Source organism: Chryseobacterium sp. A321 (genome assembly GCF_054489265.1).
In genome coordinates, this window is sequence record NZ_JBTMWZ010000001.1 from 1,852,582 (window position 1) to 1,865,239 (window position 12,658).

Genomic DNA, 12,658 nt, shown 5'->3' on the forward strand with positions numbered 1-12,658 from the left:
GTAAAAATTCAGCCAAAGTGAGCCAATGACATTAGAAGAAATACAAGAGGGAAAAATCCTACTCGTCGACAAACCCCTAGACTGGACGTCCTTTCAAGCCGTGAATAAGATTAAGTTTGCTCTAAAACGAGAGTTTAAACTTAAAAAAATAAAAGTGGGGCATGCCGGGACCCTAGACCCAAGAGCGACAGGCCTACTTATTGTGTGTACAGGCAAAGCGACCAAAGAAATCTCGAAGATCCAGGACGCTCCGAAAGAGTACCTCGCCACAATCAAATTAGGCGTACAGACGGAGTCGTACGACACAGAAAAACCGGAGATTAGTCCCAGGGACATTTCTGGAATTACAGAGTCTCAAATTTTGCAAGTCCTCAAAACCTTTGAGGGAGAAATCATGCAGACTCCGCCCATTTTCTCTGCCCTTAAGGTAGAAGGTAAAAGAGCCTACGATTTAGCTCGTGAGGGCAAAATAGTGGAGATGAAGTCAAGACCTACCACCATCACCTACCTAGATCAAATCGAAATCGATTTGCCCTTTGTTCATTTTCGAGTGGGTTGTTCCAAAGGAACTTACATTCGTTCTTTAGCGCATGACATCGGACAGGGATTGGAAGTGGGAGGCTATTTAACTTCACTCAGACGAACTAAAATTGGGCAGTACCATGTAGACGATGCCCTCCAATCGATATTAGACCCAGAATTTGAATTTACAACCGCATAGTGGAAGAAATTAGAATTAATAAGTATTTATCCGAAATCGGATTTTGTTCTCGCCGAGGAGCGGACCAACTCCTAGACGAAGGACGCATCACAGTCAACGGTCAGGTGCCCGAAAAAGGTACGAAAGTAACCGCCAATGACGTGATTCTAGTGGATGGAAAACCTGTAAAACCAGACACCGAGGCGCCCCTTTATATCGCCTTCAACAAACCCATCGGGATTGTTTGTACCACGGATACGAAACGCGAGAAGAACAATATCATTGACTACATTAACCACCCAAGGAGAATCTTTCCCATTGGAAGACTCGATAAACCAAGCGAAGGACTTATCCTTCTTACTTCGGACGGCGACATAGTCAACAAAATCCTTCGTTCCCGAAACAACCACGGAAAAGAATACATCGTTCGGGTCGACAAACCTATATCTCCAAAGTTTTTAGAAAAAATGCGTGGGGGAGTGCCCATCTTAGATACGATCACCAAAAAATGCGAGGTCGAACAAATTGACACAATGACCTTTCGTATTGTACTTACTCAAGGCCTGAACCGACAAATTCGACGCATGTGCGAATACCTAGGCTACGAGGTGAAGAAATTAAAGAGAATCCGCGTGTTGAATATTCATCTTGATCTACCGCTAGGGAAATGGAGAGAATTAACCCCTGAGGAGCTTAGCGGACTTTTGGAAATGGTGGAGGACTCCTCAAAAACTAGCGAGTAAAGAAAAAACAAGCCTTGAGGACAGGAGAGGAAATCTCCTGTTATTCTTCTGGCTTATCTACCAAGGAATCTTTTAGTTTTAAGAGTTCTGATTTCACAAACTCAAGTCGATCAATCATTGAAACCGTCTCGGATACTTTCGCGTTGGTGGTAAGCGCAATTCGGGCTCCGTCTAACGTGTAGCCCTTTTCTTTGACCAAATGATAAATGATTTTTAAATTCTTGACATCCTCTGGGGTGAAATACCGATTTCCTTTTTTATTCTTTTTGGGACGAAGAATCGGAAATTCTTGTTCCCAATACCGGATAAGCGAGGTATTTACATCAAAGGCTTTGGCAACCTCTCCGATGGAATAATAGAGTTTGTCTGGTAAATTTAATTTCATTTTAAAGGAATCACAATTTCAAAAATACATTAATTTTCAGAAAAGGAAAGGTTGAAATCTGGAAAATTATTTTGCGATTTCAATTTTCAACTTTTTATTCTTCAATTTTTCGTTTGCAAGCTTTTTTAGTACATCCATTACTTTTTTCCGATTTACAGCAGCGTAAGAAGTAGTGTCTTTCACTTCGATAAGTCCAATATCTTCCATTTCCAATCCGCCTTTCTTAATTAAGTACCCAGCAATATCGCCTTTGTTTACTTTGTCTTTTTTTCCAGCGCTAAAATAAAGGGTTTGAAAGGGAGTTCTAGAAGGCATTTTATAATCTTGCGTTAGAACCTCCTGTGGAATCGTGTTTTTAATGAAAGGAAAACGCTCCTCCTCGGTCATTAATAAAAACACAAAGCCTTTCGCGTGCATTCTTGCGGTTCTTCCATTTCTATGGATAAACGCGTCTTCTTTAGGTGGCAATTGGTAATGAACAATCGATTCCACTTCTGGAATATCCAAACCTCTCGAAGCCAAATCGGTCGTAATTAAAATTCGTGAAGAATCATTTTTGAATTTTAAAAGGGCTCGTTCTCTTTCGTCTTGTTCCATTCCGCCGTGAAAAGTCTCGCGAGCTATTCCTTTTTCTCTTAAAAGTCCTGAAATTCGGTCCACAGCATCGCGGTGATTGCAGAAAATGAGAGTTCTTCGGTTTCCTATTTTGCACAAAAGTGTAAATAAAGTATCCAATTTTTCCTCGGAAGTCGTCAGCACTTTACGGTACTGAAGATCGGGTTTTGCTTCCTTAATTTTTAAAAAATCAACAATTTCTTCATTGTGGAGACCCGTAAAACTGGGGATTTCTGGCATTGCAGTGGCAGAGGTAAGTATCCTTTGGGAGAGAGAAGGGATTTCATTAATAATGAAACTCATATCGTCATGAAAACCGAATTCCAAGGATTTATCAAACTCATCTAAAACCAAAGTTTTAATAGGAGTCGGGTCGAAATTGTCATTATTTAAATGGTACGCAATTCTGCCGGGAGTTCCAATCAATAAAGCTGGAGCTTCGATCAGATTATTCATTTCAATTTTTTTATCATGCCCTCCATAACACACCGAAACTTTGTAATCGGTTCCCATCGATTTGAAAACCTGTTCGATTTGAAGTGCCAATTCACGAGAGGGAACCAAAACGAGCGCCTGAATTCCCGAAAAGTCTTTTTTTAAACTCCTTAAAATTGGAAATAAAAAAGCCAAAGTCTTTCCTGAACCTGTAGGAGACAAAAGCAGAAGGTCTTTTTCATTTTCAGAAGCTTTGTAGGCAGATTTCTGCATTTGATTCATATCCTGAATCTGCAGGTTTTGGTAAATCGATTTTAATTCCATTTTGCAAAGGTAATTTTTTTTAAATCTGTTCTCGTAGATATTTAGTATTACTGAAAGCTTCTTTTTTCCTAAAAGCAACGATTTTGAATGCAAAGAATGAAGTGAAAATGAGATTGCAAAGCAAATACAAGACATGTGAAAAAAAATCACTATGATTAGAAACGTACAAGTTAGTGTAGTTTGCTATATTTTTCGTAGGCGTTATTGAGCCACGTTCGAAGGTCAATTTTGACCAAAATGAACAAACCTTTTCAGACTCAGTATACACAAAAGTGCATATGCACCCAAATCCGCAAGAATCTGTTCTAAAATTACAAGCAATTAAATGTCAATTAGGTTATGAGTTTATTTAAGGAAATACTTTAAATATATCATTTCTTTTTACAAAGCGGGCTAATTCAATACTGTTTCCATCTTTATAAAATCCTAATCGAAAATCTCCTATTCTTAATCTATAAGCAGTTGAATAACCCTTTAATTTTTTAATATTATGGATTTCATCTAATGATTTTGCACCTTCAATTTCTAAAATAAAATCTTTAATTTTATTTTTTAAATTTTTATCACTAAGTTTTTTGACATCGTTTAGAAAACTTCTTAAAATAATGACGTCCATTAGTCCAAAGCACTCATTAGTTCGTCACGGTTGATAACATCCGCTCGATCCGCTTGTTGCATAAGCAGCAATAAACCCAAATCTTCTTTTTCTACGGCTGACAAAGATTTTAGTCTTTCCTGTTCTTTATATTCTACGTAAAAAGAAACCGCTTTTTCCATCAATGATTTTACACTTAATTCTTCGAAGGCAGATAATATTTTTAATTTCGTCAATGTGCTTTCTTCAATGTCAATGTTCTTTCTCATAAATAATTATTTAGAAATCAAATATACAAAAAATATATTATACACAATATGTATATATTATTCTAATTATTCCTTTTTTTTAGTTTCAACATTGGTATTATCACAAATTTCGCATACCAATACTGGTTTGGCTTTTAGCAATACTAAGTCAATACCTTTAGAAAACCAAGTTCCAGGAAATAGCAATAGATCACGCAAAGCGGTAACTCCTCAAAAAGCTAGCCTTTTTTAGATATTTCATCAGTGAATAAAGCAATCCAAGCTCGCAATAAAATCAAATCCGGTTCTACCGGATCGTTTTCTTGCCCGGGAGCTGGCTACTAATTTTTACACAAAAAAAAAGAAATAAAATGAAGTGCTGCGTACTCTTAAGTAAATTAAAAAATCCATTGTCAATATTAAATAGTTTGCGTATTTTTGCACCACTTTTTGTGGAGGCATTTGGCACAGTTAAAACATTAACAATTAACATCTTCTCTATTTTTCATTATACCACATTGAGCCAAAATTGAAAAATATTGAATACAAATTATTTATTTTATGTCAGAAACGACAGACAAAGCGGAGGTTTTATTAAACCAAAACGTAGCACCAGAACAGTTTGATTGGGATTCATTTGAATCTGGATTAGACGCGGATGCAAGAAAAGAAAAAAGCGACCTTGAAGAAATCTACAACGGTTCGCTTAAAAACCTTCAAGACAATGACGTTCTTGTAGGGAAAGTCGTAAGACTTACTGACAAAGAAGCGATTGTAGACATCAACTTCAAATCTGAAGGGGTGATTTCGCTGAACGAATTCCGTTACAGAACTGACCTTACCGTAGGTGACGAAGTAGAAGTAATGGTAGACCGTAGAGAAGACAAAACAGGTCAACTTCAACTTTCTCACAGAAAAGCAAGAACGCTTAAAGCTTGGGATCGTGTGAACGAACTTCATGATACAGGTGAGGTTGTAAACGGATTTGTGAAGTCTAGAACAAAAGGAGGTATGATTGTGGACATCCACGGTATCGAAGCTTTCCTTCCTGGATCTCAAATTGATGTGAAGCCTATCAAAGACTACGATCAGTATGTAGGAAAAACCATGGAATTCAAAGTGGTTAAAATTAACCCTGAATACAAAAACGTGGTGGTCTCTCACAAAGCGCTTATCGAAGCCGATATCGAAGATCAGAAAAAAGAAATCATCGCACAACTTGAAAAAGGTCAAGTTCTTGAAGGAACCGTTAAGAACATCACTTCTTACGGGGTATTCGTGGACCTTGGTGGCGTAGACGGACTAATTCACATTACAGACCTTTCTTGGTCAAGAGTGAACCATCCATCTGAAATCCTAGAAGACGGACAAACTGTGAAAGTGGTTATCCTTGATTTCGATGATGAGAAAACAAGAATCCAACTGGGAATGAAGCAATTGGAAGCACACCCTTGGGATGCTCTTTCTGCAGACTTAAAAGTAGGAGATAAAGTAAAAGGTAAAGTAGTAGTTCTTGCTGACTACGGTGCATTCGTAGAGATTGCTCCAGGAGTAGAAGGACTTATCCACGTATCTGAAATGTCATGGTCTACTCACTTAAGAAGTGCAGGAGATTTTGTAAAAGTTGGAGACGAAGTGGAAGCAGAAGTGCTTACTTTAGATAGAGAAGACAGAAAAATTTCTTTAGGTATCAAGCAATTGAACAAAGATCCATGGGAAAACATCGAGGCTAAGTATCCAGTAGGATCTAAGCACGTGGGAACCGTAAGAAACTTCACCAACTTTGGTGTGTTCGTGGAACTAGAAGAAGGAATCGACGGTCTTATCTACATTTCTGACCTTTCTTGGACTAAGAAAATCAAGCATCCGTCTGAGTTCTGCAACGTAGGCGATAAACTAGAAGTTATCGTTCTTGAACTTGACACAGCGGCTAGAAGACTTTCTTTAGGTCACAAACAACTTCAAGCGAACCCTTGGGATAAATTCGAAAGCAAATATGCAGAAGGAACCGTTCTTACAGGAACTGCAACTGACGTATTTGACAAAGGAGCTCAAGTTCAATTCGAAGATGCTGAAGTAGAAGCTTTCTGTCCTTCAAGATTATTAGAGAAAGCAGATGGATCTAAAATCAAAAAAGGAGAACAAGCTGAATTTAAAGTAATTGAATTCAACAAAGAATTCAAAAGAGTTGTGGTTTCCCACACCGGTACTTTTAAAGACGAAGAAAGAAGATCGAACTCAGGTTCTAACTCTTCTTCTAACAAGCCAGCAGCTTCCACTGGGGATGAAAAAACAACCCTAGGTGATATCGATGCGCTTGCAGCACTTAAAAAGAAAATGGAAGGAGGAGAATAATTCTTCACCCCGTTTTTTAAATAGCAAGAAGCTGTCTCTTTTTTAGAGGCAGCTTCTTTATTTTTTGAGCGATAAGCTATTCCAATTAAATGCTAAACCGAGGCGGGTTCTATCTACCTTGCTCTCCAAACTATTTTCACAGCAGAAAGGGTAGGGAGCTCAAGCCTTTCGTTTTCTAAAACCACGAAGTCATTTTTAAGGTAGAATTCCAAAGGAGACCTGTAGAAAGTGCCATCCTTTTTCACTTCCTCGTTCCCATCAATCACCCAACCATAAAGTGCCTGTTCTTTCTGTTTCAACAGATTTAAGAGCTTTGTGCCTTCTGCTTTGCCCTGCACTTCTTTTGACAAGATTACAGCAAACCAGGACCGATCCTCTCTTTTGAATCGAGCTGCCCAGCCCACAATGTTCTCGCTCTCCATAAGGAGATAATGTCTTGCTTCACTGAGCCCTTCTAAATAACGATCTACGCTTTCTAGAGATTCAAATTCAAGTCTACTAGGATACTCTGTATTCCACAGGTTTCGCAGAGCCTCTTTCTGGTGGTCGGATAATACTGATGTTGGGTAAGTTTCCATGGATTAAAGGTATAAAAAAAGCCAGCAAAAGCTGACTTTTTATAAGCGTATCAATTGCACGATCCTTTATAGCTTAAGGAGTTCAATTGCGCGCTCTGGACTTTCGTGAGAAAACACGGCATTGCCTGCCACGAGTACATCTGCACCTGCATCAAAGAGGCGAGACGCATTCTCGAGATTTACACCTCCGTCCACTTCAATTAAAGCTGTGGAATTATGGCTTAAGATTAAATCTTTGGTCTCTGCAATCTTCTTGTAGGTGTTTTCAATAAACTTCTGCCCTCCAAAACCCGGATTCACGCTCATTAACAAAACCAAATCCACTTGGTCAATGATGTCTTCTAACATCATCACAGGGGTAGAAGGGTTTAAAACCACTCCAGCCTTGGCTCCTTTGTCCTGAATTAGAGTGACGGTTCTGTGCAGATGTCGCGAAGCTTCGTAATGAACAGAGACTAAATCCGCACCGTGAGAAATAAATTGCTCCACGTAATTTTCAGGTTCAAGAATCATTAAATGCACGTCTATAAATTTCTTTCCGTGCTCTTTGATGGGCTTCATTACAGGAAACCCAAAAGAAATATTGGGTACAAAACGTCCATCCATGACATCTATGTGCAGCCAGTCCGCTTGCGAATTATTAAGCATTTCAATGTCGCGCTGTAAGTTTCCAAAATCAGCGGAAAGTAGGGAAGGAGCAATTAGTCGGTTCTTCATTTTTCAAAAAAGTTTATTAGCCTAAGGCTTAGTGGTACTTAAGATTCATTTTTGGGGTAATCGCAAGGAGCGTCTCGTAGATAAGCTCAATGACGTGCTTCACGTCTTCTTTGCTCACCATTTCAACCGTGGTGTGCATATAGCGAAGCGGCAAGGAGATTAGGGCGCTTGGAACGCCGCCGTTAGAATGCGCAAACGCATCCGTATCGGTTCCGGTAGCACGGCTAGCCGCGGCTCTTTGAAAAGGAATCTTTTTTGCCTTGGCGCGCTCTACAATGAGTTCTCGAAGGTTATGGTGAACACTCGGGGCGTAGAACAAAACGGGGCCCTCTCCGCATTTTTGATCCCCTTCTTTTTTCTTTTCAATCATCGGAGTAGAGGTGTCGTGCGTAACATCAGTTACAATCGCTAAATTGGGTTTAATCGTATCCGCAATCATATCGGCTCCATAGAGTCCTACTTCCTCTTGAACAGAGTTCACGATGTAAAGACCAAAAGGAAGGTCTTTTTTGCCTTCTTTAAGAAGTTTAGCCACTTGTGCAATCATAAAGCCACCCATTCGGTTGTCTAGGGCTCTACACACAAAATATTTGTCATTTAATTCGAAAAATTCATCGGGATACGTAATCATGCACCCTACATAAATTCCCAAACTTTCTACTTCTTTTTTGGAGCTGGCTCCGCAGTCAATAAAGATGTTTTCAATTTTGGGCACCGGTTCGTTTGAATTCGTTCCTCGTGTATGAATCGCAGGCCACCCAAAGACTCCTTTCACCACTCCTTTTTCTCCATGAATATTCACCACTTTGGAAGGCGCAATCATTTGATCGGAGCCTCCGTTTCTAATGACATAAATTAGACCTTCGTCCGTGATGTAGTTCACATACCAGGATATTTCATCAGCATGGGCTTCAATAACCACTTTAAATTCCGCTTCTGGGTTAATAATTCCGTAGCAAGTTCCGTAATGATCCACTTTAATTTCATCAACATAAGGCTTTAAAAAGTCCATCCAAACTTTTTGTCCGCCCCGTTCATACCCCGTGGGAGAGGCCGTGTTTAAATAGGTTTCAAGGAACTTTATCGATTTTTTATCAAATTTCATGAAAGGGAATGTTTTTTGTAGTTTTAATGCTTGAATTTAAGTGTTGTAAAAATAATGAAATTATACAAGATAACAGGCATTTTGTTTCTGCTTTTCGGGAGCTCTCTACTCAAAGCGCAGAACGATACCATTTCCTTACCTCTATCCAAATACCCCGCAAGCAGCCTTCAAACCGATGAGTTCGGAAATAAGTTTTATTACGATGCGAGGCAAAAAGCAAAAATCTATGAGATTGACGGGGAAACCGTGGTGGTCATGGACGAACTCGTGCTGCAAAAAAAGCCCCATTTTAATAACGAACTTGACCGAAATTATTATTTCTTTCTCAACAAGAAACTAAATCGGGTGTATCCTCTTTTTCTAACGGCCCTAGAGCAGTACCGAACCTTAGAAACCACCCTTGCCCAAATGAGTTCTTCTGACCAACGCAAATATGCGAAAGAGAAGCAAAATGAACTCGCAAGTGAGTACGAAGAGAAGCTTCGGAATTTAACCACTTCTGAGGGACAAGTCTTTGCCAAACTCATGCACCGCGCCACGGGAAAGAACGTCTATGAGATCATTAAGGACCTTAGAGGGGGGTGGAGCGCTTTTTGGTGGAACGTCAAAGGGAACGCAGCAGACATTGAACTGAAAAAAGAATACAATCCTTACAAATACAGAGACGATGAATTTGTCGAATCTCTTTTGCAGAGTAACTGGAATGTCGGATATTTGCAACCCTATCCGGGATACCGAGACTTTAAAATAAAAAGAGAATGACCTACAAAATCACCCTAAGACTTCTAGTTGCAGTCTTTATGTGTCAATATGCAAGCGTTTTTGCATGGGGCACCACCGGGCACCGCATAGTTGCAGAAGTGGCCCAGAACAATTTAAAAGCTTCCACTAAGCATAAACTCAAAAAAATCCTAGGCAAACAAAAACTTGCCTACTGGGCCAACTGGCCTGATTTCATTAAGTCAGATACCACCGGACATTGGAAGCACACCGAGACTTGGCATTACGTCAATGTGAGTCCTCAAAGTTCTAAAGCGGATTTCATTCGCACCCTTGAGGCGCAAGAGGCTCCTACATTGTATACAGAAATCAAAGCAATCGCAAATCGATTAAAAAACGGCAACCTTTCCAAGGAGCAGAAAGAAATTGAACTTCGTTTTTTAATTCACATGGTGGGGGACTTAGCTCAACCCATGCATGCAGGCCGCGCAGAGGATCTTGGAGGCAACAAAGTTCGCATTAAATACTTTGGTCAGAACACCAATTTGCACTCCCTTTGGGATAGCAAACTCATTGATGCCAATCAATACAGCTATACAGAATATGCAGAAATCTTGGATGTAAAAACACGAAGAGAGAAAAAGAAGCTTATGAAAGGAAGTCTAGAGGACTGGCTCTATCAGTCGCACCAAGCGGCCAATTCGATTTATGCATACACCAAGCCAGATGAAAATTACTCCTATGGGTACCTCTATCGTTTTAATTCGCTTCTTGAAAAGCAACTTTATGAAGGAGGTCTTCATTTAGCACAAGTTTTAAACGAGGTTCTATAAGAATTTTTGAGTAAGTAAGGCAAAGACCTTTTGGTCTACAGGCAATAGGAATGGATTTTCTTCTCGTAAGGAAATCCATTCTACTTTTTCGATGGAAGGCTCCTTAATTAATAGATCGGATTCGTTCGTAAGTTCACAGGTATAATAGACTGTAAAGAGCTGCTCATTCTTGCGAAATCGAGAAACCACAAATTCTTCTTGGGTGTAGAAATGCTCTATGCGATCAATCTTTAAATTCAGTTCTTCGAGAAATTCTCTTTCAAGACACTCGATACTCCCTTCTTTGAACTCAAGACCGCCTCCTGGCAATTTTAGTAACTTTTCTCCCGCATACATTTCATGAAGCGCCAAAAGATGACCATCTTTTAGGCAAAGTCCGTAAATGCGAATGTTAAATTGATTTGTCATACCTCTACTCAATTAAAGTTTACGCGCATTAATCATTTCTCTTTTGCCCGGAGGCCCAGGTTTTTTTTCTACTTCAAAGGATAAATCGAGTAGGGCACGTCTCAAACTGCCTTTGGAGCTGTAGGTGGTAAAGAGTCCACCGGCATTCATTTTGTTAGCGACCAGGGAAATTAGATCCATCTCCCAGAGTTCAGGCTGGACCCGCGCGCCAAAACAATCAAAGTACACGAGGTCTATAGGCGGCATGGACAAAGACTTTAAGTCAAAAAAATCAGCTTCGATTTTCGTGACAAAAAAGTTCTCACAAACTTCCACTGCCTCACCCCAGGGCGCTTTGTGCAGCCTATCAAAATAGCCTGCAAGAAGCTTGTTTTCAAAAAGACTGGGGTACTCTAGCGCTACGAGCTCTTCAGGCAAAACGGGGAATTTTTCAAGACTAAAATAATTTACGACCTGATTTTGACCCGTTTTTAAAAATTCATCAATCGTAACCAAAACATTTAAACCTGTCCCGAATCCGAGTTCTAAAATATTAATTTCACAACGTTGTACGAGTTTGAACCCATTTTCTATAAATACGTATTTAGCCTCCTGCAAGGCGCCGTGCCCGGAGTGATAACCTTCATTTAATTCTTTGATAAACAAGGTTTTACTTCCGTCTTCGGTGAACTTTACTTCTCTTTCCATAACAATATTTGTCAAATTTAAAATTAATATTTATATTTATCAATTAAATTCTATCGTAAAATATAAAAATATTTTTAATAAAATGATAATTCAAAAAACCACCAATTCAAAAATTGACTCCTTTGATACCGAAAACTATTCGTTTGGAGATCACTTTATCGACCACATGGTTCTATGTGAGTACGAGAATGGAAAATGGGGAGAGCCTAAATTAGTGCCTTACGGTCCTCTTTCTTTTTCTCCAGCCAACATGACGTTCAACTATGGACAGGCCTGTTTTGAAGGAATGAAAGCCTACAAAGACAAAGACGGACAGGTGTTTTTATTTAGACCGGAAAAGAATTTCACTAGAATAAACAAATCCGCTAGTCGTCTGGCGATGCCGGAAGTACCAGAAGAGGTGTTCATGGGAGGATTAAAAGCCTTAATTGACATTGACCGCGCTTGGGTTCCGTACGGAGAAGGGAAATCCCTCTACATTCGTCCCTTGATTTTTGCTACCGAAGAGGGATTAAAAGCAAGAGTTTCAAACAAATACATGTTTGCCATTGTAGCTTCTCCTGCGAAGAGCTATTACTCGGAGCCCGTATCTGTTAAAATTTCCGATTATTACTCTAGATCTGCCAGCGGAGGAGTTGGATTTGCAAAAGCCGCGGGAAACTACGCCGCTTCTTTCTACCCAACCCAACTAGCGAATAAGGAAGGGTATGAACAAATCATTTGGACCGACGACACCACGCATGAAAACTTTGAAGAGAGTGGTACTATGAACGTTTTTGTTCGCATCGGCGATACGATCTATACTCCTTCTACGTCTGAGAAAATTCTAGACGGAGTGACGCGTGATAGCTTTATCCAACTTGCGAAAAAAAGAAATTTAGAAGTAGTGATTGGAGATGTAAAAGTGAAAGACGTGATTAATGCTCATAAAGAGGGTACATTAAAAGAAGTTTGGGGAGTAGGAACCGCTGTGGTTACCTCTGCTTTCAAAGCGATTGGGTACGGAGAGGAGAAACTTGAGCTTCCCATCCTAAGCAAAGAAGACAGCTTCGCTCTTACCCTTCAAGACGATTTGGTTTCTATCCAATCCAACCAAAAGGAGGATCCTTTCGGATGGAGAGTTCTTGTGGAAGAAGGAATTGCAGATAAAATCTAAGACCTATTTTTGGACAAAACTAGCCGGGATTATTCCCGGTTATTTTGTTTCTGA

The 12,658-nt window shown here is 39.7% G+C and carries 15 protein-coding genes; 6 read left to right on the forward strand and 9 right to left on the reverse strand.

Going from position 1 to position 12,658, the window contains the following annotated elements; all coding sequences use genetic code 11:
• Positions 1 to 25 precede the first annotated feature (25 nt).
• Positions 26 to 721 (forward strand): tRNA pseudouridine(55) synthase TruB, encoded by a 696-nt coding sequence (truB, locus tag ACX3PZ_RS08620; protein ID WP_459084824.1) that lies wholly within the window; start codon positions 26 to 28, stop codon positions 719 to 721.
• Complete coding sequence (gene rluF / locus ACX3PZ_RS08625; protein WP_459084823.1) at positions 721 to 1,443, forward strand: 23S rRNA pseudouridine(2604) synthase RluF; 723 nt, start codon at positions 721 to 723, stop codon at positions 1,441 to 1,443. Before truB ends, rluF begins: the two co-directional genes overlap by 1 nt.
• A 40-nt stretch (positions 1,444 to 1,483) precedes the next feature.
• Here rluF and ACX3PZ_RS08630 read toward each other — a convergent pair whose 3' ends face one another.
• The 4 genes from ACX3PZ_RS08630 to ACX3PZ_RS08645 form a co-directional block, all read right to left on the reverse strand.
• Positions 1,484 to 1,828, reverse strand: a complete 345-nt coding sequence (locus ACX3PZ_RS08630; RefSeq protein WP_459084822.1) for a MerR family transcriptional regulator — start codon at positions 1,826 to 1,828, stop codon at positions 1,484 to 1,486.
• A gap of 66 nt (positions 1,829 to 1,894) precedes the next feature.
• Complete coding sequence (locus tag ACX3PZ_RS08635) at positions 1,895 to 3,202, reverse strand: DEAD/DEAH box helicase (RefSeq protein ID WP_459084821.1); 1,308 nt, start codon at positions 3,200 to 3,202, stop codon at positions 1,895 to 1,897.
• 349 nt (positions 3,203 to 3,551) lie between these two features.
• Positions 3,552 to 3,818, reverse strand: a complete 267-nt coding sequence (locus ACX3PZ_RS08640; RefSeq protein ID WP_459112556.1) for a type II toxin-antitoxin system RelE family toxin — start codon at positions 3,816 to 3,818, stop codon at positions 3,552 to 3,554.
• Positions 3,818 to 4,066 carry a hypothetical protein gene (locus tag ACX3PZ_RS08645; protein ID WP_459084819.1) on the reverse strand — a complete coding sequence of 83 codons (249 nt, stop codon included), beginning with the start codon at positions 4,064 to 4,066 and terminating at the stop codon, positions 3,818 to 3,820. The genes ACX3PZ_RS08640 and ACX3PZ_RS08645 overlap by 1 nt, the downstream gene beginning before the upstream one ends.
• Positions 4,067 to 4,606: 540 nt before the next feature.
• Between ACX3PZ_RS08645 and rpsA the strand changes: the two genes are divergently transcribed.
• On the forward strand, positions 4,607 to 6,400 hold the full coding sequence (rpsA, locus tag ACX3PZ_RS08650) for a 30S ribosomal protein S1 (RefSeq protein ID WP_459084818.1): 1,794 nt from the start codon (positions 4,607 to 4,609) through the stop codon (positions 6,398 to 6,400).
• 113 nt (positions 6,401 to 6,513) lie between these two features.
• Here the strand turns inward: rpsA and ACX3PZ_RS08655 are convergent, their stop codons facing one another.
• The 3 genes from ACX3PZ_RS08655 to ACX3PZ_RS08665 all read right to left on the reverse strand — a co-directional run bounded on the left by ACX3PZ_RS08655 (position 6,514) and on the right by ACX3PZ_RS08665 (position 8,800).
• Positions 6,514 to 6,978 carry a hypothetical protein gene (locus tag ACX3PZ_RS08655; RefSeq protein ID WP_459112557.1) on the reverse strand — a complete coding sequence of 155 codons (465 nt, stop codon included), beginning with the start codon at positions 6,976 to 6,978 and terminating at the stop codon, positions 6,514 to 6,516.
• 66 nt (positions 6,979 to 7,044) lie between these two features.
• Positions 7,045 to 7,695: a ribulose-phosphate 3-epimerase gene (rpe, locus tag ACX3PZ_RS08660; RefSeq protein ID WP_459112558.1), complete on the reverse strand. Its 651-nt coding sequence runs from the start codon at positions 7,693 to 7,695 to the stop codon at positions 7,045 to 7,047.
• 28 nt (positions 7,696 to 7,723) lie between these two features.
• Positions 7,724 to 8,800, reverse strand: a complete 1,077-nt coding sequence (locus tag ACX3PZ_RS08665; protein ID WP_459084815.1) for a M42 family metallopeptidase — start codon at positions 8,798 to 8,800, stop codon at positions 7,724 to 7,726.
• A gap of 54 nt (positions 8,801 to 8,854) precedes the next feature.
• Here ACX3PZ_RS08665 and ACX3PZ_RS08670 point away from each other — a divergent pair, with 54 nt between their 5' ends.
• Positions 8,855 to 9,562, forward strand: a complete 708-nt coding sequence (locus ACX3PZ_RS08670; protein WP_459112559.1) for a DUF4294 domain-containing protein — start codon at positions 8,855 to 8,857, stop codon at positions 9,560 to 9,562.
• The gene (locus ACX3PZ_RS08675) at positions 9,559 to 10,353 is read left to right on the forward strand and encodes a S1/P1 nuclease (RefSeq protein ID WP_459084020.1); all 795 of its coding nucleotides are present in this window, start codon (positions 9,559 to 9,561) and stop codon (positions 10,351 to 10,353) included. Before ACX3PZ_RS08670 ends, ACX3PZ_RS08675 begins: the two co-directional genes overlap by 4 nt.
• Here the strand turns inward: ACX3PZ_RS08675 and ACX3PZ_RS08680 are convergent.
• Both ACX3PZ_RS08680 and mnmD read right to left on the reverse strand, forming a co-directional pair.
• Positions 10,348 to 10,761 carry an NUDIX domain-containing protein gene (locus tag ACX3PZ_RS08680; RefSeq protein WP_459084021.1) on the reverse strand — a complete coding sequence of 138 codons (414 nt, stop codon included), beginning with the start codon at positions 10,759 to 10,761 and terminating at the stop codon, positions 10,348 to 10,350. The genes ACX3PZ_RS08675 and ACX3PZ_RS08680 overlap by 6 nt on opposite strands.
• A 12-nt stretch (positions 10,762 to 10,773) precedes the next feature.
• The gene (gene mnmD, locus ACX3PZ_RS08685) at positions 10,774 to 11,448 is read right to left on the reverse strand and encodes a tRNA (5-methylaminomethyl-2-thiouridine)(34)-methyltransferase MnmD (protein WP_459084022.1); all 675 of its coding nucleotides are present in this window, start codon (positions 11,446 to 11,448) and stop codon (positions 10,774 to 10,776) included.
• A gap of 82 nt (positions 11,449 to 11,530) precedes the next feature.
• Between mnmD and ACX3PZ_RS08690 the strand changes: the two genes are divergently transcribed.
• On the forward strand, positions 11,531 to 12,604 hold the full coding sequence (locus tag ACX3PZ_RS08690; RefSeq protein ID WP_459084023.1) for a branched-chain amino acid aminotransferase: 1,074 nt from the start codon (positions 11,531 to 11,533) through the stop codon (positions 12,602 to 12,604).
• Positions 12,605 to 12,658 lie beyond the last annotated feature (54 nt).

Excerpts from the sequence above, each read along its gene's own strand:
- truB (WP_459084824.1), top strand. The coding sequence starts at position 26 with ATGACATTAGAAGAAATACAAGAGGGAAAAATCCTACTCGTCGACAAA.
- ACX3PZ_RS08630 (WP_459084822.1), bottom strand. The coding sequence starts at position 1,828 with ATGAAATTAAATTTACCAGACAAACTCTATTATTCCATCGGAGAGGTT.
- ACX3PZ_RS08635 (WP_459084821.1), bottom strand. The coding sequence starts at position 3,202 with ATGGAATTAAAATCGATTTACCAAAACCTGCAGATTCAGGATATGAAT.
- ACX3PZ_RS08640 (WP_459112556.1), bottom strand. The coding sequence starts at position 3,818 with ATGGACGTCATTATTTTAAGAAGTTTTCTAAACGATGTCAAAAAACTT.
- ACX3PZ_RS08645 (WP_459084819.1), bottom strand. The coding sequence starts at position 4,066 with ATGAGAAAGAACATTGACATTGAAGAAAGCACATTGACGAAATTAAAA.
- rpsA (WP_459084818.1), top strand. The coding sequence starts at position 4,607 with ATGTCAGAAACGACAGACAAAGCGGAGGTTTTATTAAACCAAAACGTA.
- ACX3PZ_RS08655 (WP_459112557.1), bottom strand. The coding sequence starts at position 6,978 with ATGGAAACTTACCCAACATCAGTATTATCCGACCACCAGAAAGAGGCT.
- rpe (WP_459112558.1), bottom strand. The coding sequence starts at position 7,695 with ATGAAGAACCGACTAATTGCTCCTTCCCTACTTTCCGCTGATTTTGGA.
- ACX3PZ_RS08665 (WP_459084815.1), bottom strand. The coding sequence starts at position 8,800 with ATGAAATTTGATAAAAAATCGATAAAGTTCCTTGAAACCTATTTAAAC.
- ACX3PZ_RS08670 (WP_459112559.1), top strand. The coding sequence starts at position 8,855 with ATGAAATTATACAAGATAACAGGCATTTTGTTTCTGCTTTTCGGGAGC.
- ACX3PZ_RS08675 (WP_459084020.1), top strand. The coding sequence starts at position 9,559 with ATGACCTACAAAATCACCCTAAGACTTCTAGTTGCAGTCTTTATGTGT.
- ACX3PZ_RS08680 (WP_459084021.1), bottom strand. The coding sequence starts at position 10,761 with ATGACAAATCAATTTAACATTCGCATTTACGGACTTTGCCTAAAAGAT.
- mnmD (WP_459084022.1), bottom strand. The coding sequence starts at position 11,448 with ATGGAAAGAGAAGTAAAGTTCACCGAAGACGGAAGTAAAACCTTGTTT.
- ACX3PZ_RS08690 (WP_459084023.1), top strand. The coding sequence starts at position 11,531 with ATGATAATTCAAAAAACCACCAATTCAAAAATTGACTCCTTTGATACC.